The organism is Massilia timonae (assembly GCF_001866515.1).
In the GTDB taxonomy this organism is placed as follows: domain Bacteria; phylum Pseudomonadota; class Gammaproteobacteria; order Burkholderiales; family Burkholderiaceae_D; genus Telluria; species Telluria timonae.
Genome location: NZ_JRYB01000001.1, coordinates 2,239,330 through 2,263,342, shown reverse-complemented (window position 1 = coordinate 2,263,342; position 24,013 = coordinate 2,239,330). Strand labels below are relative to the sequence as shown.

General features: G+C 65.0%; 21 protein-coding genes and 1 tRNA gene. 13 read left to right on the top strand and 9 right to left on the bottom strand.

The window, feature by feature from the left end; genetic code table 11:
* Nucleotides 1–202: 202 nt before the first annotated feature.
* The 9 genes from hutI to ada form a co-directional block, all read right to left on the bottom strand.
* Entirely contained in the window at nucleotides 203–1,426 is a 1,224-nt protein-coding gene (gene hutI / locus LO55_RS09745; protein WP_071361302.1) for an imidazolonepropionase, read from the bottom strand.
* Entirely contained in the window at nucleotides 1,419–2,024 is a 606-nt protein-coding gene (locus LO55_RS09740) for a HutD/Ves family protein (protein ID WP_005665102.1), read from the bottom strand. The genes hutI and LO55_RS09740 overlap by 8 nt, the downstream gene beginning before the upstream one ends.
* 1 nt (nucleotide 2,025) lies before the next feature.
* The gene (locus LO55_RS09735) at nucleotides 2,026–3,402 is read right to left on the bottom strand and encodes a formimidoylglutamate deiminase (protein ID WP_071361301.1); all 1,377 of its coding nucleotides are present in this window, start codon (nucleotides 3,400–3,402) and stop codon (nucleotides 2,026–2,028) included.
* A complete protein-coding gene (hutG, locus tag LO55_RS09730; RefSeq protein ID WP_071361300.1) occupies nucleotides 3,399–4,187 on the bottom strand; it encodes an N-formylglutamate deformylase in 789 nt (262 codons plus the stop codon). The genes LO55_RS09735 and hutG overlap by 4 nt, the downstream gene beginning before the upstream one ends.
* Nucleotides 4,188–4,203: 16 nt before the next feature.
* Entirely contained in the window at nucleotides 4,204–5,748 is a 1,545-nt protein-coding gene (gene hutH / locus LO55_RS09725) for a histidine ammonia-lyase (RefSeq protein ID WP_071361299.1), read from the bottom strand.
* Nucleotides 5,749–5,762: 14 nt separating this feature from the next.
* Entirely contained in the window at nucleotides 5,763–7,472 is a 1,710-nt protein-coding gene (gene hutU, locus LO55_RS09720; RefSeq protein ID WP_071361298.1) for a urocanate hydratase, read from the bottom strand.
* 92 nt (nucleotides 7,473–7,564) lie between these two features.
* The gene (locus LO55_RS09715) at nucleotides 7,565–9,235 is read right to left on the bottom strand and encodes an amidohydrolase (protein WP_071361297.1); all 1,671 of its coding nucleotides are present in this window, start codon (nucleotides 9,233–9,235) and stop codon (nucleotides 7,565–7,567) included.
* Nucleotides 9,236–9,317: 82 nt separating this feature from the next.
* A complete protein-coding gene (locus LO55_RS09710) occupies nucleotides 9,318–10,007 on the bottom strand; it encodes a 2OG-Fe(II) oxygenase (protein ID WP_143054492.1) in 690 nt (229 codons plus the stop codon).
* A complete protein-coding gene (gene ada, locus LO55_RS09705; protein WP_071363746.1) occupies nucleotides 10,004–11,083 on the bottom strand; it encodes a bifunctional DNA-binding transcriptional regulator/O6-methylguanine-DNA methyltransferase Ada in 1,080 nt (359 codons plus the stop codon). The genes LO55_RS09710 and ada overlap by 4 nt, the downstream gene beginning before the upstream one ends.
* Nucleotides 11,084–11,242: 159 nt before the next feature.
* Here ada and hutC point away from each other — a divergent pair, with 159 nt between their 5' ends.
* From hutC to LO55_RS09645, 13 genes are all read left to right on the top strand, one after another.
* Entirely contained in the window at nucleotides 11,243–11,944 is a 702-nt protein-coding gene (gene hutC / locus LO55_RS09700) for a histidine utilization transcriptional repressor HutC (RefSeq protein ID WP_005665086.1), read from the top strand.
* A gap of 89 nt (nucleotides 11,945–12,033) precedes the next feature.
* On the top strand, nucleotides 12,034–12,432 hold the full coding sequence (locus LO55_RS09695; RefSeq protein ID WP_071363744.1) for a response regulator: 399 nt from the start codon (nucleotides 12,034–12,036) through the stop codon (nucleotides 12,430–12,432).
* A 229-nt stretch (nucleotides 12,433–12,661) separates the two neighbouring features.
* Nucleotides 12,662–12,988: a thioredoxin TrxA gene (trxA, locus tag LO55_RS09690; RefSeq protein WP_005665082.1), complete on the top strand. Its 327-nt coding sequence runs from the start codon at nucleotides 12,662–12,664 to the stop codon at nucleotides 12,986–12,988.
* Between the two features lie 140 nt (nucleotides 12,989–13,128).
* A complete protein-coding gene (rho, locus tag LO55_RS09685; RefSeq protein ID WP_005665081.1) occupies nucleotides 13,129–14,391 on the top strand; it encodes a transcription termination factor Rho in 1,263 nt (420 codons plus the stop codon).
* 188 nt (nucleotides 14,392–14,579) lie between these two features.
* Complete coding sequence (locus LO55_RS09680) at nucleotides 14,580–14,849, top strand: type B 50S ribosomal protein L31 (RefSeq protein WP_005665079.1); 270 nt, start codon at nucleotides 14,580–14,582, stop codon at nucleotides 14,847–14,849.
* Between the two features lie 110 nt (nucleotides 14,850–14,959).
* On the top strand, nucleotides 14,960–16,681 hold the full coding sequence (locus tag LO55_RS09675; RefSeq protein WP_071361296.1) for an ArnT family glycosyltransferase: 1,722 nt from the start codon (nucleotides 14,960–14,962) through the stop codon (nucleotides 16,679–16,681).
* A gap of 275 nt (nucleotides 16,682–16,956) precedes the next feature.
* Nucleotides 16,957–17,424 carry a hypothetical protein gene (locus LO55_RS09670; RefSeq protein ID WP_071361295.1) on the top strand — a complete coding sequence of 156 codons (468 nt, stop codon included), beginning with the start codon at nucleotides 16,957–16,959 and terminating at the stop codon, nucleotides 17,422–17,424.
* Nucleotides 17,425–17,547: 123 nt separating this feature from the next.
* Nucleotides 17,548–17,632: transfer RNA gene (locus LO55_RS09665), tRNA-Leu, on the top strand.
* A gap of 177 nt (nucleotides 17,633–17,809) precedes the next feature.
* Complete coding sequence (locus tag LO55_RS09660) at nucleotides 17,810–19,039, top strand: tyrosine-type recombinase/integrase (RefSeq protein ID WP_071363743.1); 1,230 nt, start codon at nucleotides 17,810–17,812, stop codon at nucleotides 19,037–19,039.
* Between the two features lie 3 nt (nucleotides 19,040–19,042).
* Nucleotides 19,043–19,600: a hypothetical protein gene (locus LO55_RS09655; protein WP_143054491.1), complete on the top strand. Its 558-nt coding sequence runs from the start codon at nucleotides 19,043–19,045 to the stop codon at nucleotides 19,598–19,600.
* A gap of 77 nt (nucleotides 19,601–19,677) precedes the next feature.
* Nucleotides 19,678–19,878: a helix-turn-helix transcriptional regulator gene (locus tag LO55_RS25805; protein WP_083415282.1), complete on the top strand. Its 201-nt coding sequence runs from the start codon at nucleotides 19,678–19,680 to the stop codon at nucleotides 19,876–19,878.
* Between the two features lie 90 nt (nucleotides 19,879–19,968).
* Entirely contained in the window at nucleotides 19,969–20,667 is a 699-nt protein-coding gene (locus LO55_RS09650; RefSeq protein WP_071361293.1) for a hypothetical protein, read from the top strand.
* A 61-nt stretch (nucleotides 20,668–20,728) separates the two neighbouring features.
* Nucleotides 20,729–23,296, top strand: coding sequence for a bifunctional DNA primase/polymerase (locus LO55_RS09645; RefSeq protein WP_071361292.1), 2,568 nt, complete (start codon nucleotides 20,729–20,731; stop codon nucleotides 23,294–23,296).
* Nucleotides 23,297–24,013: the final 717 nt, after the last annotated feature.

The following is a 24,013-nucleotide window of genomic DNA, read 5'->3' as shown; positions in this document are numbered from 1 at the left end:
CACATGAATGACTATAGTTGGCCATTCTTAATGATCCATTAAGGCTTACATTTGCTTACCGCTGTAACTGCCGTAGTAACCGTTTGTTGTTATCGCGTGTTGAATCCATCATCGGCCAGGCAAGAAAGCCAGGCTTGAGGGTGATCAAGCACTTACCCACCGTGGCTGCGAGTGTTGCGACAAAGGGACAAGTGTTGCCAAATTACACGGGAAGTTGGGGCGCGCGCAGGACGCCGCCATTGACCACGGCCTGGCAGGGATTGAAGCCGATCGCATACGCCAGGTCGGCGGGACGGGCGATGTTCCACAAGGCCAGGTCGGCGCGCTTGCCGACCGTCAGGGTGCCGATCTCGGCCTGCAGGCCCAGGGCCAGCGCGCCATAGGCGGTCGCGCCGAGCAGGGCTTCCCGCGGCGTCAGGCGCCACAAGGTGCACGCCATATTCATCGCCAGCAGCAGCGACGTCATCGGCGAGGTGCCGGGATTGCAGTCGGTGGCCACCGCCATCGGCACGCCGGCTTCGCGCAGCGCGTCGACCGGCGGCATCACGGTCTCGCGCAAAAAATAATAGGCGCCCGGCAGCAGCACCGCCACGGTGCCGGCGCGCGCCATCGCCGCGATGCCTTGCGGGCTCAGATGTTCCAGGTGGTCGGCCGACAGGCCTTCGTAGCGCGCCACCAGTTCCGCCCCGCCCTGGTCCGACAACTGCTCGGCGTGCAGCTTGAGCGGCAGGTCGAGCTTGCGCGCGGCGTCGAACACGCGCTCGGTCTGGGCGCGCGTGAAACCGATCCGTTCGCAGAAGGCGTCCACCGCGTCGACCAGGCCTTGCCCGGCGAGCGCCGGCAGCATGCGCTCGCACACTTCAGTCACGTAGTCGTCCTGGCGGCCGGCGAATTCCGGCGGCAGCGCGTGCGCGCCGAGGAAGGTGGTCGCCACCCGCACCGGCAGCAGCTCGCCGATGCGGCGCGCGGCGCGCAGCATGCGTTCTTCGGCGCCCTGTTCGAGGCCATAGCCCGACTTGATCTCGAGCGTGGTCACGCCCTCGGCCAGCAGGGCGCGCACGCGCGGCAGGCTGGCCGCGACCAGGTCGTCGACACTGGCCGCGCGCGTGGCGCGCACGGTGGACATGATGCCGCCACCCTGGCGCGCGATGTCTTCATAGGTGGCGCCGTTCAGGCGCGCTTCCCACTCGTTGCTGCGGTTGCCGGCGTGGACCACGTGGGTATGGCAGTCGACCAGGCCCGGCGTCATCCAGGCGCCGCCGCAATCGTGCACCCGGCTTGCCGGCGGGGCATCAAGGCGCTTGCCGATCCAGGCGATGCGGCCATCCTTGACCGCCAGCGCGGCGTCCGGCAGCTCGCCGTAGCCGTCCTCCATCGTCGCCAGGTGGACGTTGGTGAAGACGCAGTCGGGCCGCCCCTCAGTCATACATCTCTGCGTCGTCGTCTTCCGAATAATAGTGGACGTCGACGATGAAGATCGTGGCTTGCCCCGCTTCCAGCGACCACACCGTGCCCTGGTCGAGGATCACGGCGTCGTAGCGCACCAGGCCGATGCGCTCGTCGTCGCTGGCCAGCTGCAGGCTGTCGCCCTCGGCCAGGAACAGCACCGTCACCTCGGCGCGCGCGACGAAGGTGGAGTCGCCGCTCAGGCGCCGCCGCCCGAATTGGTGCCAGCAGCGCTCGCTGCGCGACATGACGTTGAAGTCCAGGGTCGGCCCGCGATTGAGCCGCGCCTGCACCTCGGAATCGCCGTCGAACGCGATCACCGGCTCGGCGTCGCTGATCAGGGTCGGCTCGCCGTCGATCTGCAGGGTCAGGCCATGGCCGTCGACCAGCGCCAGGGTGCGGTCGACGCCGGGGAAGCGCGAGAACGCGCCGTCCTCGGCGATGGTCGCCAGGCTGACGCGCCAGTCGAAATCGTCGAAGCCGGCGTCAGGCGGGCCGATCGCGATCTCGATCGTGCTGCCGCCGCCGTTCTTCCATGGCGCCGGGGCCAAGCCTGCAAACGGAATCAAGACTGTCATTTCACACCTCCTGGGTCACTGCGCGCAAATCCCTGAGCGCCTGGCGGTAGCGCTGGGCGACCTCGTCCTGCGCCATGTGGCGCCCGTCTTGCACCACCCAGCGGCCGCCGCACAGCACGTCGCGCACCAGGTTGTCGTTGCCACAGAATACAACACGTCCGAGCACTTCGGATTCAATCACGCCATCGAGGTTCGGATGCTGCTCGTCCAGCACCAGCAGGTCGGCGCGCCGGCCAGCCTCGAGCAGGCCGACGCGGCGCCCCGTCGCCAGGGCGCCGCCCTGCAGCGCCGCCTGCCACAGATAGTCGCCCACGTCGCGCCGTTCGCGGGTGTGCGCCACGTTGCGTTGCTGGTGCAACAGGCGCTGGCCGTACTCGAGCCAGCGCAGCTCTTCGACCGGGCTTTGCGACACGTGGCTGTCGCTGCCGACGCCGAAGCGCCCGCCCGCCTCGATGAAGGGCGCCAGCGGGAACAGGCCGTCGCCCAGGTTGGCCTCGGTGGTCGGGCACAGGCCGGCCACCGCGCCGCTGCTTGCCAGCGCCACGACTTCGGTCTGGTTCACATGGGTCGCATGCACCAGGCACCAGCGCGCATCGAGCGCGACGTGGTCCATCAGGTATTCGACCGGGCGCCGGCCGGCATGCGCCAGGCACTGCTCCACCTCGCCCTGCTGCTCGGCGATGTGGATGTGCAGCGGACGCCCAGGCGGCAAGCCGCCCGCCAGCGCCCGGATCTGATCGATGGTGGCGGCGCGCAGCGAGTGCGGCGCGGCGCCGACCTCCAGCTGGCCGCCGCGCAGCGGGCCCAGGGCCTCGACGATGCCGAGCACCTCGTCGACGTCGGTGCGAAAGCGCGCCTGCGCCGGCGCCAGCGGCTTTTCGCCGAAACCGGCATGGCTGTACAGCACCGGCAGCAGGGTCAATCCCATGCCGGTCGCCTGTCCCGCCGCGGCCACCCGCTCGGCCGTCTCGGCGGGGCGCGCATAGGCGGCGCCGTCGGCGTCGCGCTGCAGGTAGTGGAACTCGCACACCGAGGTGTAGCCGTGGCGCAGGCATTCGGCGAACAACTGGGCCGCGATGGCCTCGATCTGGCCTGGGGTGATGCGGGCGGCGAAGCGGTACATCAGGTCGCGCCAGGTCCAGAAGCTGTCCGGCCCGTCGCCGGCGCGTTCGGTCAGGCCGCCCAGCGCGCGCTGGAAGGCGTGCGAATGCAGGTTGACCATGCCGGGCAGGACGTATTGCGCGTGCCGCATGCCGGGGGAAGCGGTGGCGCCGGGCGCCACCCGGGTCAGGTCGCCGTGCGCATCCCATTCGAGCAGGACGTCGCGCTGCCAGCCTTGCGGCAGCAGCGCATGGCGCGCGAACAGGGCTGTCGTCATGGACGCACCCAGTTCACCGCGGCCTTGACCATGTCGCGCAGCAGCGGCTGCAATTGAGCGGCGACGTCAGGACGGTAGTCGAACGGCGCCGCCTCGTTCATGTACAGGCACTGGCATTTCTCGAGCTGGATCGCGTGCACGCCGTGCGACGGCTGGCCGTAATGGCGCGTGATGTGGCCGCCCTTGAAGCGGCCGTTCAGGGCGATCGTGTAGCGCTCCTGGGCGCGCGCCACGCCCAGGACGGCCTCCTCGAGTCCCGGGTCGCAGGACTTGCCTTCGGCGGTGCCGAAGTTCAGGTCGGGCAGCTTGCCTTCGAAAAAGCGCGGCACGATCGAGGCGATCGAATGCGCTTCCCACAGCACCACGCGGCCATGTTCGGCCTTCAGGCGATCGAGTTCGGCGCGCAGCTGCGCGTGATATGGCCGCCAGTAGCGTTCCAGGCGCCGCCCCACCTCGGCCTGGTCGGGCTCCATGCCCTCCCGGTAAAGACGTTCGCGCCCGAAGGTGTCGAGCGGGCACAGGCCGGTCGTGTCCAGGCCCGGATACAGGTTGGTGTTCTCGGGCGGGCGGTTGAGGTCGATCAGATAGCGCGACCAGCGCGCCGAGATGGTCGAGATGCCCATCTCTTCCAGGAAGCCGTACAGTTCCGGCAAGTGCCAGTCGGTGTCGGCGCGCGCCGCGGCGCAGGGCGCCAGCGTGTCCGCCACCTCGTCGGGGATGTCGGTGCCCGCATGCGGCATCGACACCAGCATGGGAAGCCTGCCTGCCTTGAACCGGAACTCCATCTTGCCTCCTTTGTGTTTACGGGTGCAGTACGGTAAACAATTCCTTGCACGACGCCGACAGCGCGCCGTCGACCACCAGCCTGCGCGCGGCCTCGATATCGGGCGCGAAGAAGCGGTCGGCATCGTAGGGCGCGACGTGCTGGCGCAGCTGGGCATGCACCGATTCCAGCGTATCGGAGCTTTTCAAGGGGCGGTGGAATTCGATGCCCTGGCTTGCTGCCAGCAGCTCGATCCCGACGATGACCGCCGTATTGTGCGCCATCTGGTCGAGACGGCGCGCAGCGAAGGTCGCCATGCTCACATGGTCCTCCTGATTGGCCGACGTCGGCAGGCTGTCGACGCTGGCCGGATGGGCCAGCGACTTGTTTTCGGAGGCCAGCGCGGCGGCGGTGACGTGGGCGATCATGAAGCCCGAGTTCAACCCCGGTTCGCGCACCAGGAAGGCCGGCAGGCCGGACAGGTTGGCGTCGATCAGCAGCGCGATGCGGCGCTCGGCCAGCGCGCCGATCTCGGCGATCGCCAGCGCCAGCGTGTCGGCGGCGAAGGCCACCGGCTCGGCGTGGAAGTTGCCGCCAGAAATGATTTCTCCGCCCTCGAACAACAGCGGGTTGTCGGTCACGGCATTCGCTTCGATCAGCAGGGTGCGGCCGGCGTTAGCGATCAGGTCCATCACGGCGCCCATCACCTGCGGCTGGCAGCGCAGGCTGTACGGGTCCTGCACCCGCTCGTCGCCCACCAGGTGCGAGGCGCGGATCGCGCTGCCGGCCACCAGTTCGCGGTAGATCTTCGCCGCCGCGATCTGGCCCGGCTGGCCGCGCACCGCGTGGATGCGCGGATCGAACGGCGCATCGCTGCCGCGCGCCGCATCGACCGACAGCGAGCCGGTGACCATCGCCGCCTCCAGCAGGCGTTCGGCCATGAACAGGCCGTGCAGCGCCAGCGCGGTCGAGACTTGCGTGCCGTTGATCAGGGCCAGGCCCTCTTTCGCCGCCAGCGTCACCGGTTCGATGCCGGCCGCGCGCAGCGCGTCGCTCGCCTCCACCAGCACGCCATCGTGGCGCACCTGGCCCACGCCCAGCATCGCCAGCGTCATATGGGCCAGCGGCGCCAGGTCGCCCGAGGCGCCGACCGAACCCTGGCAGGGAATGGCCGGCATGATGTTGGCGTTGTACAGGGCGATCAGGGTTTCGACGATCACCGGACGCACGCCCGAATAACCGCGCGCCAGGCTGCCGATCTTGGTCAGCAGGATCAGGCGCACGATGGTGTCCGAAAGAAGCTCACCGGTGCCGACCGCATGCGACAGGATCAGGTTGCGCTGCAGGGTGGCCAGCTGCTCGACCGGGATGTGGGCCTTGGCCAGGATGCCGAAGCCGGTATTGATGCCATAGGCGGGGTCGCCCTTGGCGACGATGGCGTCCACGGTGGCGGCGGAGGCCGCGATGTCGTCCCAGGCCTTGGCGGCCAGGTCCAGCCGCTGGTGGCCGGCCCAGACGGCGCGCAGGTCGCTGAGCGCCAGTTCGCCGGGTTGCAGGGTGAGGCGTTGAATAGTGTCGTTCATGGTTGCTGCTGCGTTTATTTGATCATTGGAAGGTTCAGGCCATTGCGCTTGGCGCAGTCGATGGCGCTGTCATAACCGGCGTCGGCGTGACGCATCACACCCGAGGCGCTGTCGTTGACCAGCACCCGCGCCAGGCGCTTGGCCGCGGCCTCGGTGCCGTCGGCCACGATCACCACGCCGGAATGCTGCGAGTAGCCCATGCCCACGCCGCCGCCGTGGTGCAGCGAGACCCAGGTGGCGCCGCCGGCCGTGTTCAGCAAGGCGTTCAGCAGCGGCCAGTCCGAGACGGCATCGGTGCCGTCGCGCATGGCCTCGGTCTCGCGGTTCGGGCTGGCCACCGAGCCGGTGTCGAGGTGGTCGCGGCCGATCACCACCGGCGCCTTCAGCTCGCCCGTGCGCACCATCTCGTTGAAGGCCAGGCCGGCCAGGTGGCGCTCGCCCAGGCCCAGCCAGCAGATGCGCGCCGGCAGGCCCTGGAAGGCGATCCGTTCGCGCGCCATGTCGAGCCAGCGGTGCACCCGCGCGTCGTGCGGGAACAGCTCTTTGATCTTGGCGTCGGTTTTATAAATGTCTTCCGGGTCGCCCGACAGCGCCACCCAGCGGAACGGGCCGCGGCCCTCGCAGAACTGCGGGCGGATATAGGCCGGCACGAAGCCCGGGAAGTCGAAGGCGTCCTGCACGCCCTCGTCCTTGGCCACCTGGCGGATATTGTTGCCGTAGTCGACGGCATGGGCGCCGAGCGCCTTGAAGTCGAGGATGGCGCGCACGTGGATGGCGCACGATGCCGCCGCTTCGGCCTTCAGGCGTGGGTGTTGCGCGGGGTCCTGCTGCGCCGCCTTCCACTGTTCGACGCTCCAGCCGATCGGCAGGTAGCCGTTGATCAGGTCATGGGCCGAGGTCTGGTCGGTGACGAGGTCCGGCGCCAGGCCGCCCTCTTTCGCGCGCCGCACCAGCTCCGGCAGCACCTCGGCCGCATTGCCGAGCAGGCCGATCGAGATGGCCTCGCGCGCGTCCTTGTGCTGGCGGATCATGGCGAGCGCTTCGTCGATGTCGCGCGCCTGCTTGTCCAGGTAGCGGGTGCGCAGGCGGAAATCGATGCTGCTCTGCTGGCATTCGACGGTCAGCGAGACGGCGCCGGCGAAGGTGGCGGCCAGCGGCTGGGCGCCGCCCATGCCGCCCAGGCCCGCCGTCAGCACCCAGCGGCCCGCCAGGTCGCCGCCGAAGTGCTGGCGCCCGGCTTCGGCGAAGGTTTCATAAGTGCCCTGCACGATGCCCTGGGTGCCGATATAGATCCAGCTGCCGGCCGTCATCTGGCCGTACATGAACAGGCCCTTGCGATCGAGTTCATTGAAATGTTCCCAGTCGGCCCATTTCGGCACCAGGTTCGAGTTCGCCAGCAGCACGCGCGGCGCATCCGGGTGGGTCTGGAACACGCCGACCGGCTTGCCGGACTGGATCAAGAGGGTCTGGTCATCCTCGAGCGCGCGTAGCGACGCCAGTATCTGGTCATAGCATTCCCAGTTGCGGGCGGCGCGGCCGATGCCGCCATAGACCACCAGGCGCTGCGGGTTTTCCGCGACCTCGGCGTCGAGGTTGTTCTGGATCATGCGGTAGGCGGCTTCGGTCAGCCAGCTCTTGCAGCTGAGCTGGCTGCCGCGTGGCGCTTGAATGACGCGGGTCGGGTCGAAACGCGGGTCGTCGAGAGGACGGGTATCTTGGGACATGGCGGCTCCTTCGGTCGTGGATACGGCGCACGCCACTGGCGCGCGCCGCAAAGCTGCTCTGAAGTCTAGGTTGTCTATACAACCTCGTCAAATCATTTCTTGAAGACCTGGCGTCCCGCCACCCAGGTTTCCAGCACGCCGGTCTTGTGGATGTCGTAGGTCGGCATGCGGAACAGGTCCTGATCGATCACGATGAAGTCGGCCTGCTTGCCCGGCTCCAGCGAACCCAGGTCTTTCTCCTGATGCCCGGCATAAGCGGCATCGAGCGTGAAACAGCGGAAAGCTTCCTTGAGCGACATCGCCTGGTTCGGATACCAGCCGGCCACCGGCTGCCCCTGCGCATCCTGGCGCGTGACGGCCGCGTGGATGCCGAAGAACGGGTTCGGCGACTCGACCGGGAAGTCCGAACCGCAGGCGATGCGCGAGCCCTGGTGCAGGAAGCTGCGCCAGGCATAGGCGCCCTTGATGCGATCGGGTCCGATACGGGTCTCGGCCATGTTCTTGTCCGAGGTCGCGTGGGTCGGCTGCATCGACGGGATGATGTCCAGCGTCTTGAAGCGCGGGATGTCGGAAGGAAGCACGACCTGGGCGTGCTCGATGCGGTGGCGTTGCGCCGCGCTGCCCGTCGCCTTCAATTCCTTCTGGTAGATGTCGAGGATCTGCTTGTTGCCGGCGTCGCCGATCGCGTGCACATTGACCTGGTAGCCCTTGCGCATGGCCTTGGCCATCATGGCGTCCATCTGCGCGGTCTTGTAGAACAGCAGGCCGTGCGAGTGCGATTCGTCGCTGTACGGCTTGATCAGGGCCGCGCCGCGGCTGCCCAGCGCGCCGTCCGAATACAGTTTCACAGAACGCAGCGCATACATGCCGTTGCCGTAGTCCTTCAATGGACCCTTGACGGCCAGCTGGTCGAAGTCCTTGTCGGTGCCGGCGATCATGCCGTACACGCGGGTGGTCAGCTTGCCCTGGTCCGCATAGGCGCGGTACAGGCGGTCCTGGGCCACGTCGACGCCGGCGTCGTGCACGCTGGTCAGGCCCACGCGCGCCAGTTCGCCCAGTGCGCGGTCGAGCATGACGCGACCCTCGGCCTCGGTCTGCTGCGGCAGCACCTTGGTCAACAATTCCTGGGCGGTGTCGACCAGCACGCCGGTCGCCTCGCCGTTGGCGTCGCGCACGATCTTGCCGCCGACCGGGTCCGGGGTCGACCTGGTGATGCCGGCCAGCGCCAGGCCGCGGCTATTGGTCCAGCCGGCGTGGCCGTCGACGCGCTCCAGCCATACCGGGCGGTCGGCGACGACGCCGTCGAGCTCCTGCGCCATCGGGAAGCGGCCCAGCTTCCAGTTCTCCTGGTTCCAGCCGCGGCCGCGGATCCAGGCGTGGCCTGGGTTGGCGCGCGCGTAGTCGCCGATCGACTTCAGGGCGCCGTCGAGCGAGGTGCTGTGGAACAGGTCGAGCTGGGTCAGTTGCTGGCCCAGGCCGAACACGTGGCCGTGGGCGTCGATCAGGCCCGGCAGCAGGGTGCGGCCTCCCATGTCGATGCGCTTCGCATTCGGCGCCCTGGCGGCGACGTCGGCGCCACTGCCGACGGCGATGATGCGGCCCTTGTCGTCGAAGGCGATCGCCGTGAACTGGACCAGCTCGCCCTTCCCGTTCAGGGTATAGCCGTTGGCGTTGTCGACCAGGGTGTCGGCGTGTGCCGACAGGCTGCCGAGGGCAGCCAGGACAAATAGGGAACACTGCAGGGAAATCTGGCGCGCGCGCATGCTTTTTCTTCTCTCCGATAGATGGTTTTCCGCGCTTCGTGGGCACGGTGTGGAGAGTGTACTGCATGAGGGCGGCGGCCCTTCAGGTGGCGTCGTGGAAGATGATCCCCAAGGCATGGCGCAGGCCCTGCCGCACGCGGCTGACGCCATGCCGCATCGCCACCCGGTAGACGCCGCGCGTGCCCTGCACCGGCCGCTGGTTGACCGCGAACACGACGGCGTCCCCTTGACGAAGGCTCACGACTTCGGCGCGCGACTGCATGCGCGGCCGCTGCTCGGTGAGCACGAATTCGCCGCCCGTGAAATCCTCGCCGGGACGCGACAGCAGCACCGCCACCTGCAGCGGAAACACCTGCTCGCCATACAGGTCCTGGTGCAGGCAGTTGTAGTCGCCGGCGCGGTAGCGCAGCAGCAGCGGGGTCGGGCGCAACTGGCCGGCCGCGTGGCAGCGTGCGAGAAAGTCGGCATGCTCGCCTGGAAAGCGCGCGTCCAGCCCGAGCGCGGCCTGCCAGCGGTTGGCGATGCGCGCCAGCGGCGGATACAGGGTCGCGCGCAATGCGGCCAGCGGCTCCGGCAGCGGATACCCGAAATACTGGTACTCGCCGCGGCCGAAGCCGTGGCGCTCCATCACCACCCGGCTGCGAAAGCGCTGCCGCTCGTCGTAGGCGGCAATGAAGCGCGCGCAGTGGCGCGCATCGAGCAGGCCGGGTATCACGGCGCAGCCGGCGTCGTCGAGCTGGGCGCCGACGTCATCCCAATCGATGACGGTCACTGCTGCGCCTCGCGCTCGAGCAGCGCGCGCTTGCGCTCGATGCCCCAGCGGTAGCCGGACAGCGCGCCGCCGGTACGCACCACGCGGTGACAGGGAATCGCCACCGCCACCGGATTGGCGGCGCAGGCGCCGGCCACGGCGCGCGCGCCATCGGGCAGGCCGACCCGTTCGGCCAGTTCGGCATACGTCACGGTCTGGCCCGGAGGAATCGCGCGCAGGGCCTGCCACACGCGCTGCTGGAAGGCGGTGCCGCGCACGTCGAGCGGCAGGTCCAGGGACGGGCCGATGCGCGGTTGCTCGACCAGCCCGATCACCAGCGCCACGGTGCGCTCGAAGCCTTCTTCGGCGCCGCGCAGCTCGGCCCTGGGAAAGCGCGCCTGCAGGTCTTCCACCAGCGGTTCCGGCTGGTCGCCGATCAGGATCGCGCAGATGCCGCGTTCGGTGGCCGCGACCAGGATGGCGCCCAGCGAGCATTCGGCCACGGCGAAGCGGATCGTCTCGCCCTGCCCGCCGGCGCGGTAGTTCGACGGCTGCATGCCCAGCACCTCGTTCGACGCCGCATAGAAGCGCCCGCTGGAGCCATAGCCGGCGCCGTACAGGGCGTCGGTGACCGAGGCGGCCCCCGCCAGTTCCTGGCGCACCCGGGCGCCGCGCCTGGCCGCCGCATAGGCCTTGGGCGTGATCCCGGTGCGGGCCTTGAACACGCGGTGGAAGTGGAAGCGGCTCATGCCGGCGGCCTGGGCCAGCGCATCCAGATCCGGTTCGTCCTCCGACTCCTCGATCAGGCGGCAGGCGCGCGCCACCGCCTGCGCCTGGCGCTCGGCCAGCGGCGGCAGGTGCGGCGCGCAGCGCAGGCAGGGCCGGAAGCCCGCCGCCTCGGCCGCCTGGCTGCTGGCGTGGAAGGCGACGTTGGCGCGCTTGGCCCCGCGCGACGGGCACGAGGGCCGGCAATAGACGCCGGTGGTGCGCACCGAATAATAAAAACTGCCGTCGGCGCCGGCATCGCGCCGCTGTACGGCGTCCCAGCGCGCATCGTCGCCGATACTGTCGATCTCGTCGCTATCCAATGTCGTCATGATGGTGTCCTCCTTCAGCAATAGCGACATCCTGAAGCCGCCGCCGCCAGGCCGCACTCCGGGTCTTGCTTTCGAATCCCCGATGCTAGAATCAGGCGTGGCCACGACAGGCCAGGCATTCGGAGATTGAGTTTGGAAGCACAGACCGCGCAAGACAGCATGCAGGAAAAGTCGCCCATTTTCCAGCAGATCAAGGATTACCTGGTTGGCGAAATCGCCTCCGGCCGCTGGAAAGAGGGCGAGCTGGTGCCGTCGGAGCAGGCGCTGGTGCGCCAGTTCGGCGTCTCGCGCATGACCGTCAACCGCGCCGTGCGCGAACTCACGGCCGAGCAGGTGCTGGTGCGGCGCCAGGGCTCGGGCACCTATGTGGCCCCCCAGAAGTATCAGGGCACCCTGGTCGAGATCCGCAACATCGCCGACGAGATCCGCGCGCGCGGCAAGCTGCACGCCAGCCGCGTGCTGGCGCTGGAGGCAAGAAGCGCCGATGACACGCTGGCCGCCGAGTTCGACCAGGAGCCGGGCGCCACCCTGTTCCATTCGCTGATCGTCCACTTCGAGAACGAGACGCCGGTCCAGCTCGAGGACCGCTGGGTCAACCCGGCCTGCGCCCCGGCCTACCTGGAGCAGGATTTTGCGCGCATCACGCCCAACGAGCACCTGATGGCGGCCGCGCCGCTGCAGGGGGCCAGCTATACGATAGAGGCCCAGCCGGCGCCGGCGGAAGAGGCGCGCCTGCTGGCGATCGCGGCCGGCGCCCCGTGCCTGGTGCTGCACCGGCGCACCACCTCGGCCGGCCGGGTGGCGTCGGTGGCCACCATGTGGCATCCGGGACACCTGGCGCGCTTCACCGGCAGTGTTTGATAAATAAATGCGGATTCAGACAACCCGGCTTGCCGGTTTTTCGCGATAATGGCCGTCGATCCGATTACCCATTCCAGATAATGTCGCCCATGCCTCCCGACGACGCCGACCCGCCTTTCGCGCAACTGCGCGTGCTGGTGCTCGACGACGACCATCTGCTGCTGGAGGTCATGCGCGAGATGCTCGACGCCTGCGGGCCGTGCGAGATCGTCCTCGAACTCGATGCGCGCCAGGCCCTGGCCCGGCTCGACGAAGCCATGCCCGACGTCCTGATCTGCGACCTGGTGCTGCCCGAGATGGACGGCATCGAGTTCTTGCAGGCCGCGGCCAGCCTTGGCTATGCCGGCAGGGTGATCCTGCTGTCGGCCCTCGAGGACGAAGTGCGCGAGGCGGCCGCCGAACTGGCGCGCGCCCTCGGCCTGCGGGTGGTGGGCTCGTTCCGCAAGCCGCTCATGCCCGAGCAACTGCGTCATGCGCTGGAATGTTGAGATTTTGTACAAGGCCCTGAACACTTTTTAAAAAAATGGGGTATTATTCGCCTCATTCCCCGCCTGACACCCTCTAGCCGTTCTTCCAATATTGAAATTCGCACACAGTGCCTCCACCATTGTGTAGCAGCAATATTGGCAAGGCAGTACACACGGCAGCCGGTCGAGACTTCCCGCATGACTTGTCTCAAGGCGTTAATAACGATTCTTACCTCACATTGAGGAAACCATGAGCGAAAACATCAAACACATCAGCGATGCATCCTTCGAAGCCGACGTGCTCAAGTCCGAGCAGCCGGTGCTGGTCGATTTCTGGGCCGAGTGGTGCGGTCCTTGCAAGATGATTGCCCCGATCCTGGAAGAAGTAGCCAAGGAATACGCAGGCAAGATCACGATCGCCAAGATGGACGTCGACGCGAACCAGGCCGTGCCGGCCCAGTTCGGCATCCGCGGCATCCCGACCCTGATCCTGTTCAAGAATGGCCAGGTCGCAGCCCAGAAAGTCGGCGCCGTCGCCAAGGGTCCGCTGACCGCTTTCATCGACAGCAACATCTGATCCAAGTAATATAGCGGCGACGGCGCGCCCGCGCAGTCGCCACGCAGTCACAATATTGGCCGGGAGTCACCCTCCCGCCTTGATTAACCCACGCAGTCCCCTCCCCTACCACATTCACCCGTCACGGGTCACCCACACACATGCATTTATCTGAACTGAAGGCGATGCACGTTTCCGCGCTGTTGGAAATGGCAATCGGCCTCGACATCGACAACGCAGCCCGCCTGCGCAAACAGGAACTGATGTTCGCGATCCTGAAGAAGCGCGCGAAGCAGGGCGAACAGATCTTCGGCGACGGCGCCCTCGAGGTCCTGCCCGACGGTTTCGGTTTCCTGCGCTCGCCGGACGCGAGCTACATGGCTTCGACCGACGACATCTATATCTCGCCGTCGCAGATCCGTCGTTTCAACTTGCATACGGGTGACTCGATCGAAGGTGAAGTGCGTACGCCGAAGGACGGCGAGCGTTACTTCGCGCTGGTCAAGGTCGACAAGGTCAACGGCGAATCGCCGGAAGCCTCGAAGCACCGCATCCTGTTCGAGAACCTGACCCCGCTGCACCCGAACGAGCCGCTGCGCCTGGAGCGCGACATGAACGGCGCCGAGAACATCACCGGCCGCATCGTCGACCTGATCTCGCCGATCGGCAAGGGCCAGCGTGGCCTGCTGGTGGCGTCGCCCAAGTCGGGCAAATCGGTCATGCTGCAGCACATCGCGCATGCGATCACCGCGAACCACCCCGACGTGACCCTGATCGTGCTCTTGATCGACGAACGTCCGGAAGAAGTGACCGAGATGCAGCGTTCGGTGCGCGGCGAAGTCGTCGCCTCGACCTTCGACGAACCGGCCACCCGCCACGTGCAGGTCGCCGAGATGGTGCTCGAGAAAGCCAAGCGCCTGGTCGAAATGAAGAAGGACGTGGTCATCCTGCTCGATTCGATCACCCGCCTGGCGCGCGCCTACAACACCGTGATCCCGGCCTCGGGCAAGGTGCTGACCGGCGGTGTCGACGCCAACGCGCTGCAGCGTCCGAAGCGCTTCTTCGGCGCCGCCCGTAACGTCGAGGAAGGCGGCTCGCTGACCATCGTCGCGACCGCGCTGATCGAGACCGGCTCGCGCATGGACGACGTGATCTACGAAGAATTCAAGGGCACCGGCAATATGGAAGTGCACCTGGAGCGCCGCCTGGCCGAGAAGCGCGTCTACCCGGCGATCAACCTGAACAAATCGGGCACCCGCCGCGAAGAACTGCTGATCAAGCCCGACCAGCTGCAAAAGATCTGGATTCTGCGCAAGCTGCTGTACTCGATGGACGAGATCGAGGCGATGGAGTTCATCCTCGACAAGATGCGCGCGACCAAGAACAATGTCGAGTTCTTCGACATGATGCGCCGCGGCGGCTGACCAGCCCCAGCGCAACGCGTGCAGAGGCAGCCTTCGGGCTGCCTTTTTGTTTGGCATTGCCTGACGCCGGAAACCGCTTTATAATCTCCGGTTCAGTCCAACCCCTGGCAAGTGATCGGCAATCGGGTCAAGAAGCTGTTCGACCGACGAAGTGCTGTTTGGCTACCAACTCAATAGAAAGCAGAACCATGAAGACCGATACCCATCCAGATTACCGCGAAGTCGTCTTCCACGACCTGTCGTGCGACTTCAAATTCGTGACCCGTTCGACCATCAACACCCGCGAAACGATCACCCACGAAGGTAAAGAATACCCACTGGTCAAGATCGAGGTGTCCGCTGAATCGCACCCGTTCTTCACCGGCAAGCACAAGATCGTCGACACCGCTGGCCGCGTCGAGAAGTTCCGCCAGAAGTTCGGTTCGGTCGGCTCGAAGACCTCGGTCGCCAACGGCTAATTGCCGCAGTAGAATCTTCGAAGCCTTCGGGCTTCGCGAAAGAAGCCGCCTCAGCGGCTTCTTTTTTTTCGCAGCTATACTACGCAGTTATTTATCCATCAGATTCGCCGATGAAACCAGTCCGTCTCCCCGCCGCCGCCACCCTGGCGCTGCCCCGCTGGGCCCTGCTTGCGCTGGGCATGCTGTACATCCTGCCCGGCATCATCGGCCGCGATTTGTGGAAGGAAGACGCGGGCAGCTTCGGCATCATGTGGACCATGGCGCACGGCGGCCTGGATGACTGGCTGTACCCGAACATCGCCGGCCTGGCCAGCGTCGACGAGGGCCCGCTGGCCTTCTGGCTGGGCGCCATCTGCATCAAGCTGTTCGGCTGGATCCTGGGCGACGTGCTGGCCGCGCGCGTCTCGACCATCGGCATCTTCGTGCTGGGCACGATGTCGCTGTGGTACACCGCCTTCCACCTTGGCCGGCGCGCCGAGGCGCAGCCGCTGCGCCTGGCCTTCGGCGGCCAGCCCGAGCCCGACGACTATGGCCGCACGCTGGGCGACACCGCCGTCCTGATCTACCTCGGCAGCCTGGGCCTGCTGCTGCAAAGCCACCTGACCCTGGCTGCGACCCTGCAGGGCGCGCTGCTGGCCTATTTCCTGTACCGCGCCGTGCGCTACGTCGAGCACACCAGCACCCGCAATGCGGTGCTGGTCGGCGTCGCCCTGGGCGCCCTGACCCTGACCCAGGGCTTCCTGCCGCCGCTGGTGCTGATCGTCGCCCTGTTCGCCTGCACCCGCTACCTCGACATGCCCGCCGGCCAGGCGCTGCGCCACCTGCTGGTGGCGGCCGGCGTCGGCTTCGGCCTGACCCTGGTGTGGATCCTGCCCGCCGTCGTCGTGCAGCCGTATGGCCTGCCGCCGGTGGCCGACTGGCTGGCCTGGAACGCCGAGCAGTTCGGCCTGCCCGGTTGGGTGGCGGTGAAGACCTTCTTCCGCATCGGCGTCTGGTTCTTCTGGCCGGCCTGGCCCTTCGCCATCTGGGCGGTCTGGGCCTGGCGCCGCCAGCAGCAGATGCTGCACATCGTGCTGCCGGTGTTCTTCTTCCTGGCCCTGGTGCTGCAACTGCTGTGCGACCCGGTGCCCGAGAACAGCGACTTCCTCAAGATGCTGCCGCCGCTGGCCCTGATGGCCGCCTTCGGCCTGCCGACCATGAAGCGCGGCGCGATCAACGCCATCGACTGGTTCTCGGTGATGGTGCTGACCATGCTGGGCGCCACCATCTGGCTGTTCTGGATCGCCAAGCTGACCGGCTGGCCGGCCCAGCTGGCGAAGAACGCGCTCAAGCTGGTGCCCGGCTTCACGCCCGAAATCGGCATCGTCACCTTCACTGTGGCGGCCGCCGCCAGCGTCGGCTGGGTGATGCTGGTGCACTGGCGCCTGTCGCGCCAGCCGGCGGTGCTGTGGCGCGCGGTGGTGCTGTCGTCCGGCGGCCTGATCCTGCTGTGGGTGCTGTTGATGACCTTGTTCCTGCCCGACCTGAACTACGGCAAGAGCTACGCCGGTGTGGCCCAGCAGATCGCGGCGCGCCTGCCGGCCGACACCGACTGCATCGAGACCAATGTCGGCCCGGCCCAGCGCGCCTCGCTGGCCTATTACGGACGCCTGCCCTTCGTCACCCTGGCCGGCGGCAAGTGCGACTACGTACTGCTGCAGGACAGCCTGCGCAGCCGCAACGACCGCGCGCTGCTGCGCAAATGGGGCGTGCGCAACACGATCCCGCTGTGGGAAGGCCGGCGCGCCTCGGACCGCGATGAGCGCTTCAGATTGTTCCGCCGCACGCAGTAAAACATGCACCTCGACAAGCCGCACACCGTGCGGCTTGTTCGTTTTAAGGAGCTTGCAGGCAACGAACTTCACCTGTGCGCGGCATGTGTTGCCAATATGAGAACCTGTTTGCAAAGGATGCGTGTTTGCGCGGAGTCAAGCACCGGCCGGGGGCCGCTCGTCACAATGGGCGAGTCGATGCAGATCAATTACCGGGCTGAATGGGGTGTTGCGTCACTATAAATTGAGGCGTCAACATGGACCGTTGCACAAGATGCTGTGAGGGAGAGATCACCATGAAGAGTGTGACGTTTTCAGAGATCGTACGCGTCCGGGAGCGACCCGGATTTCTACGGCGCATCGACACCTGGCGCCAGTCCCTGCCCTGGGCGCTGACCCTGCTGGGCGGGCTGCCGTTGCTGGTGCTGGCGCTGCACGTGATCGACCCCGACACGCCGCTGCCCTACCTGGTGCTGCCGGCCATCGTGGGCGGCTTGCTGCCGGTGTACATGCTCGGGCCTGGCCGCTTCGAGATGCGCACCCGCTTCGATGCCCACTACATGATCAGCACGCTCGACGAAGCGCTCGGCGCGCTGGGCTACCGGCGTACCGCGACCGACAGCACCAGCATCCGCTACTTCCGTCCGCGCCCCTGGCTGCGCGGGCAAGAAGGCGCGATCAATGTGGCGGTGCGCGAGCACGTGCTGGAGATCGTCGGGCCGGTGGGGAGCTTGCGGCTGTTGCAGCATCGGATCGCGCGCTGAGCGGCTGCGCCGGGACTGGCTTGGCTGCGTGCGCAGGGGTGAGTTGAAGCCGCGTTGTGCCAATTTCTTTCGCACACTGGTCAGTTGTGTGCGCCATGTGCTAAGATGCGCGCCTGCTATTGGGCCTCTGTGGCGGAATTGGTAGACGCACTTGACTCAAAATCAAGCGCCGAAAGGCGTGCCGGTTCGATTCCGGCCGGAGGCACCAAACCCATGAATTACACCGTCTTATCTCATCTTAAAACCCGCACCCTCCCTATGGAGAGCGGGTTTTTTGTTGTCTCTCTTCATCTCATCAGGCTTCGGCCCATCGCACGCAGATACCGTCATTTTTGGCGGTATCTCCAAATACCGATGAACACATACCGTCACGATGAGAGAGAGCATGAGCTTAACGGATACCTTTATCCGACAGGTTAAACAAACTAAACCTGGCGGAGACAAACACAGTGATGGGCAAGGCATGTACTTGCTCGTCAACGCCGCCGGCAAATACTGGCGCTTCGACTACCGCTTCCTCGGGAAGCGCAAGACGCTGGCCTTGGGGGTCTACCCCGACGTCAGTCTCGCTAAGGCGCGCGCACGACGCCAAGAGGCGCGCGAACTGCTTGCGGACGGCATCGATCCGGGTGTCGCCAAGCGCGATGCCAAGAATGCCAAACTGATCGCCGGCGAACACACGTTCGAGGCAGTGGCGCGTCGCTGGCTCGAGAAGACCAAGTCCGAACGCGCCGCGACGACGCAGGAGAAGGTCCAGAACTGGCTATCCAAGGACCTCTTCCCTGCCATCGGATCGCTGCCCATTTCCACCATCAAGCCGCGCGATGTGCTGGTCGCGGTCCAAAGGATCGAGGCGCGCGGCGCAAATGAATCCGCGCATCGCGTCAAATCGCTATGCGGGCAGGTGTTTCGCTTCGCGGTGGCCACTGGTTTGGCGGAGCGCGATGTTACGGCCGATCTCAAAGGCGCACTGGCATCGGTGAAGGCGAACCACTTCGCAGCGATTACAGAACCCCACGAGGTAGCCAAGCTGCTCAAGGCGATCCATGGCTATAGCGGCCACCCCTATGCTGCTGCCGCGCTCAAGCTGGCGCCGCTGGTGTTCGTCCGCCCTGGTGAGCTACGGAGCGCCGAATGGATCGAGATCGATCTGCACGCCGCCGAGTGGCGCATCCCTGGGCACAAGATGAAGATGCGGAACGATCACATCGTCCCCTTGGCCACACAGGCCGTCGACATCCTGCGCGCCGTGCACCTGATGACGGGCGACGGCAAGTATGTCTTTCCGAGTATCCGCACCGGAGACCGCTGCATGAGCGAGAACACGATCAATGCAGCATTGCGCGGTCTCGGCTTCGGCAAAGATGTCATGACCGGCCATGGCTTCCGTGCCATGGCACGCACCATCCTCGACGAGGTACTTGAAGAGCGCGTGGACTACATCGAGCATCAACTGGCGCATACCGTCAAGGATGCCAACGGACGGGCGTATAACCGCACTGCCCATCTGCCCGCCCGTCGCACAATGATGCAGCGCTGGGCGGATTACCTGGACGCGCTTCGTGGCGAGACTAACCTGTCGGCTGAAGTATCTACCAACATTTTGAAGGACTAGCGAATGGCGCATTCCCCAAAGAAGGGCCGTAAGGCGTCACAAAAAGCACGATCTAGCGCGGCGAAACTCGTCGAGGCCTATGGACCGAGCATGGTTAACGTGGCTTCCGCCCCCGCGCTATTAGACGCATGGGAGTACTTTGCCGAGAGCGGCCGGCTTCCGAACGAGAGCCACGATCGCACGCCGCACGCACCGGGCCGACGAGGTACAGCTTCGCAAGAGGCTCGCGATGCAGCTAAGGATTTGCTGAAAGCATACGGGCCGCCCATCCGTAGCGAGTCCGGTACGTTTTGCTTTAACCCCGAGGACGACCCGGAAGATCACATTATCATCTCGAGCGAGCGTGCGGCTCAGGTGCTGCTTGACGCTATGGATCGTTTGGCAAAGACCGGCTGGCTGGTGGAGACGGAAGTCAAGCTGGAGCGGTTTATGGTCCGCGCGGACTACAAACAAATCCGTCCACAGTTTCGGACCGTGAAGGCCGCGCTCGAAGCACTGGCAAAGCTCCACCCGCGTAGCATTCGTGACCTTGAGCGCATGGTGAGCAACAAAAAACTGTGACACCTTTCGTCGGTGATTTAGCCGGCTGAAATTGGAATACTTCGGTTGCGTTATGTGACGTTAAACCGGAGTATCAGATGTCCCCTCGTATCATTCGCATCGCAGAACTTGCGAGCACGCCTAAGAAACCCGGCATCCTGCCGGTCAGCCCGGCCACTATCTGGCGCTGGGTGCGCGACGGCAAATTCCCCAAGCCTTTGAAACTCGGTCCCTGCGTGACTGGCTGGCACACCCACGAGGTCGATGCCTTCATCGCGGAGCGCACCATCAGCAACTAAATCCCGCGCAATACCGGCATTTGGTTCGGCAATTACCCCGAATCCGCTGCCCCGCCCTCTACTGCCCCATGAGTAAATTCTCAGAAAGACATGATGACCGCATTTTCCTCCTATTTGACCCAGCAGTTGCTCGCGAGCCTGGCCGCGAAAACCCTGCTGATGGCTCACTACAAACCGCTGCGCGCGTTGGACGCAAAGGTGAAATTGCTGTTCGACGCGACTCCCTCCACCATCCCCCAGGCCCGACTCAATAATGCGCTGCGCCACCGGATGGACGCTTGGAACGCGGGTGATGACGATGAACTGCAATGCAACTTGGCCATGACTCAGGTGCCGGTGGGTCACCAGATTCGCACCCTGAACGCTGCGCCGCTGACTGACAAACGCCTCTTGCTGGCCTCCATGCCCATCGTTGATGTGCAACACGCCGCTTGGTTCCTGAACCTCACCGAACCGGCGTTCAACCATTTCAATGCATTCCACCGCGACATCTTCGGTCAATGCTACATGAACCGGCGCCGATACTCGCTGGACGAGCTGACGCTGATCAAAAACAATCCGGAATGGCTGAGCGGCCACCTCAAGTCGTTTGCTCCGGCGACCATCCCGATGCCCAACTACCCTCAATTCCATCCCTTGACGGTGGTTGATTACAAAGTCGCCATGGCGTTCTGCAACATCCCGTGGGAGGACATGCCCAAAGTAGCTTACGTTACCAAGGACGGGGTCTGCACCTACTACTTGGCGGACTTGGACAAGATCCGCATCGAGAACCTGAGCGCCTATTAGCGGTAACCCGTTTCTCCACCTCGACGCGCGCTATGCTGCCCGCGTCATCATCTTCGATCCAATGAACTCAACCCTCAAATTTAAAGACCCGGACGATGCGCAAGTCGCCGAACTGGCGCCGCCATCCGCCACCATCGCCTGCCCGGCAAGCGACGAGCCTGCCAGCAATGCTGTCTCGACCGCTGAGCACTTCATTACCCAGGTCAAGGCCGATGCCTTTGAGGCCGGCATGGGTGGCATGCCCACTGACTCAGCGTCCGTAGCGACGCTTAACTGCAATCCCTACGATACCTCTGCAACCGTCTCGCCAGCCCACGCACAGGCACTCCTCATGGCATCGCTGGGTCATACTGTGTTCCCGCTGCACGGAATGAAAAATGGCAAGTGCACCTGCGGCAACGCTGCTTGCCCCCATGCCGGCAAACATCCACGCCGTACGAACCCCTTCAAAGACGCGACCAAAAATCCGGCCTTTATCAACATGTGGTTCAAATACGAACCTGACCTGAACTACGGCGTGCGCTTGGGCCAAGCGATCGGCAATACCGACAAAATGGCCGTAGTGGTGGACGTGGACCGCTATAAGGTCGGCGGCGCAGAAGCTCTGGAAGAGCTGGAGAAGGTCCACGGCCACCTCCCGGAAACCGTCGAGGTGCTGACCGGCGCGGGCGGCAGCCACTATTACTTCCTGGCCGACAGCTCGCTCAGCTTCACGGATAAATTGGGGAAGAACATCGATCTGAAGGTCAACGGCTACGTAGTCGGTCCCGGTTCTGTCCACTCATCTGGCCGCCGCTACGAGATGGAAGCTTCCAGCGACCTGTTCGAGGGCCAGGTGATGGCAGACCTCCCGCAGTGGGTGTCGGACCACTTCAGCAAGTCCGCAAAGGTGACTAAGTCGGGAGAAGAGATCGCGGCCAACGCCGAACCACTGCTGCCCTACGAGCTCGCTTGCGTCAAATACGACCTGGCCGTGATCTCCGCCGCGTGCAGCCGGGACACATGGCTGAAGGTGCTGATGGGCCTGCACTCTCGCAACCAGTCCAAGGAGATGTTCGATATTGCCGACGAGTGGAGCCGGACCTGCCCGGAGAAATATGATGCCGGTGCTGTGGCCAAGGCATGGAACAGCCTCAAGCCGGGCCGCGGCATCACGTACGAGACGGTCCGCATAATGGCCGAGGAGGAACGCATCAAGGATGTGGACATCAGCAAGCTGCTGGACAGCCTGAACCGCATGCGTGTCGCCGAACCGGAGTACGGCACGGCGGCAAATCCCGTCGCCGTGCCCGATGAAGTTCACATGCCCGCAAAGCCCGTATGCGATATCCCCTCCCACCTGCTGAACATCCCCGGCAAGCTTGGCCTGATGGTTGACTGGACCAACGCCACGGCCATGAAGCCGCAGCCCATGTTCGCCGTGCAGGCGGCGCTGGCGCTCGGCAGCGTCGCCATGGGGCGCAAGTTCCGCACCACCAATGACAACTGGCCGTCGCTGTTCTTCCTTAACATCGGAGTATCGGGCGCTGGCAAGGAGCATGCGAAGACCGCCATCGAGCGCGCTCTGCGTGCCGCCAAGTTCTCCGCCATGTCCCCGGCGTCCGAATACACGTCCGACAGCGCTATTGACTCGATGCTGCGCGCGTATCCCACCCACATCGCTATCATTGATGAATTTGGCTACATGCTGAAGACCGCCAACGCGAAGAATAATACCAATGGCGGTACGGCGCGCAAACGCCTCATGGAGGTGTTCGGCCGCTGCGGAGGCACGCTCCAGCCCAAGGCTTTCTCTACCGCCACCCTGACCCAGGCGCAACGTGACGGGTTGGGACCACGCCATGTGGAGAATCCGGCACTGACGGTGCTGGGTATGACCACGCCCACGCCTTTCTACGAGGCCGTAGGATCGGGAGCGTTGACGGATGGCTTTCTGAACCGCCTTATCGTCGTTGAATCCGATCTGGGGCGCCAGCCGGCCCGCTTTGTCGATCAAGTCAAGATCCCCGACGATCTGGTTCGCTGGGTCCGCGAGTGCCGCGTCACGGGCGGCGGGGATTTGGCGGATGTCATCGACATGGCGCACAGCGATGTGGCGCTTCCGGGCATTTTGGATTTTTCGGGCGAGGCGCGACGTTTGTTCACAGAATTGGAGCTGCGCTGCATCGAGCGCATGGACGAGCTGGAAATGCACGGCATGGCCGAGATGTACAGCCGAGTGCGGGAGATCGCCATGCGCGTCTCACTGATCGTCGCTCACTCCTGCGAGGCGAACGTAATCGGCGCCGAGCACGCGCAATGGGCGATTGACTACGTGACCTTCTGGGCTGACCGGGCGATCAGCCGAATGGCCGATAACATCGCCGACTCCCCATTCGCAGCCCTGTGCAACGACGTCGCCAATCTGATCCTGAAGGCCGGCCGCCGTGGCCTGACCGTCTTCGAGCTGGCAAGGAAGTCCGCGAAGTTCAAAGGGGCAGACACCCGCATGCGCCGCAGTGTGTTCGAGAATCTCGAATCAGACCGCGACATCCGCCGCTACGATACGAAGTCGCCTAGCGGGAAAGGTAAGACGCGCGCGGCCTACATCGCATCTGAGTTCATCGACCAACCGGACGAAAAGCAATAACGGCAATAAGAGCAATAAAAGCAGTATCCTCTCTGGCGCGGCATGGGACCGGACAAGAGGGGGATATGTAAGGAAAAGGGGAATCCTTTTATATACTATTTACCCGAAAGCCGCATGTGGCCTACCTTATAGACCGCAAGCGGCTTTTGCTTTTGATTGCAACGTATCACCCCAGCCAGTTGCTCGCGCACCTCCTCGGTGGGGCGCGTGAAGGCGCGCTCCGCATGCAGCATCAATGGGTCAAGCGATGCAGTGGTGCAGGCAGTGCTCCCTCGGCTTCGTACACACGCAGTTGCGGACGCCTGTGCTGGCCGCCAATGGATCGAACTCGGGGCGCAGCAGCGGCCAGCCGCCTGGGTCAGGCAGACGAATTATTTTTCGTCCGATATTCTAGCTGCATCCCTGGGGCCAATTACAGACGCGCTGGAGTTCCCGCCCCGATCCCTACCCCAACCATGAACCGCGCATGCATGTGCCCGGTTTGCTTTTCTTTTAGGTACCCGAAATTAAAAGAGCAAAGGCGCCAAGAGTGCCGGTCCTCGAAAATGCATTCGAGGTGAACCTGCCGAAGCTGATTCGGGCCGCGAAGGCCACACAATCATCCAGACTCGTCTTGGACGACGGGGACGTGCGGACCATTGCTGTGCTTGCTGAGAGCCGCCTCGCGGTCTTCCTCGGCGGTCGCACGTGGATCGTGGACATTGTGCCCGTTCAGTG

Excerpts from the sequence above, each read along its gene's own strand:
- hutH (WP_071361299.1), bottom strand. The coding sequence starts at position 5,748 with ATGAACGACACTATTCAACGCCTCACCCTGCAACCCGGCGAACTGGCG.
- LO55_RS09655 (WP_143054491.1), top strand. The coding sequence starts at position 19,043 with ATGGCGCATTCCCCAAAGAAGGGCCGTAAGGCGTCACAAAAAGCACGA.
- trxA (WP_005665082.1), top strand. The coding sequence starts at position 12,662 with ATGAGCGAAAACATCAAACACATCAGCGATGCATCCTTCGAAGCCGAC.
- rho (WP_005665081.1), top strand. The coding sequence starts at position 13,129 with ATGCATTTATCTGAACTGAAGGCGATGCACGTTTCCGCGCTGTTGGAA.
- LO55_RS09675 (WP_071361296.1), top strand. The coding sequence starts at position 14,960 with ATGAAACCAGTCCGTCTCCCCGCCGCCGCCACCCTGGCGCTGCCCCGC.
- LO55_RS09660 (WP_071363743.1), top strand. The coding sequence starts at position 17,810 with ATGAGCTTAACGGATACCTTTATCCGACAGGTTAAACAAACTAAACCT.
- hutG (WP_071361300.1), bottom strand. The coding sequence starts at position 4,187 with ATGGAGTTCCGGTTCAAGGCAGGCAGGCTTCCCATGCTGGTGTCGATG.
- LO55_RS09715 (WP_071361297.1), bottom strand. The coding sequence starts at position 9,235 with ATGCGCGCGCGCCAGATTTCCCTGCAGTGTTCCCTATTTGTCCTGGCT.
- LO55_RS09645 (WP_071361292.1), top strand. The coding sequence starts at position 20,729 with ATGAACTCAACCCTCAAATTTAAAGACCCGGACGATGCGCAAGTCGCC.
- LO55_RS09695 (WP_071363744.1), top strand. The coding sequence starts at position 12,034 with ATGCCTCCCGACGACGCCGACCCGCCTTTCGCGCAACTGCGCGTGCTG.
- LO55_RS09650 (WP_071361293.1), top strand. The coding sequence starts at position 19,969 with ATGATGACCGCATTTTCCTCCTATTTGACCCAGCAGTTGCTCGCGAGC.
- LO55_RS09735 (WP_071361301.1), bottom strand. The coding sequence starts at position 3,402 with ATGACGACAGCCCTGTTCGCGCGCCATGCGCTGCTGCCGCAAGGCTGG.
- LO55_RS25805 (WP_083415282.1), top strand. The coding sequence starts at position 19,678 with ATGTCCCCTCGTATCATTCGCATCGCAGAACTTGCGAGCACGCCTAAG.
- ada (WP_071363746.1), bottom strand. The coding sequence starts at position 11,083 with ATGACGACATTGGATAGCGACGAGATCGACAGTATCGGCGACGATGCG.
- LO55_RS09670 (WP_071361295.1), top strand. The coding sequence starts at position 16,957 with ATGAAGAGTGTGACGTTTTCAGAGATCGTACGCGTCCGGGAGCGACCC.
- hutC (WP_005665086.1), top strand. The coding sequence starts at position 11,243 with ATGCAGGAAAAGTCGCCCATTTTCCAGCAGATCAAGGATTACCTGGTT.
- LO55_RS09740 (WP_005665102.1), bottom strand. The coding sequence starts at position 2,024 with ATGACAGTCTTGATTCCGTTTGCAGGCTTGGCCCCGGCGCCATGGAAG.
- hutI (WP_071361302.1), bottom strand. The coding sequence starts at position 1,426 with ATGACTGAGGGGCGGCCCGACTGCGTCTTCACCAACGTCCACCTGGCG.
- hutU (WP_071361298.1), bottom strand. The coding sequence starts at position 7,472 with ATGTCCCAAGATACCCGTCCTCTCGACGACCCGCGTTTCGACCCGACC.
- LO55_RS09680 (WP_005665079.1), top strand. The coding sequence starts at position 14,580 with ATGAAGACCGATACCCATCCAGATTACCGCGAAGTCGTCTTCCACGAC.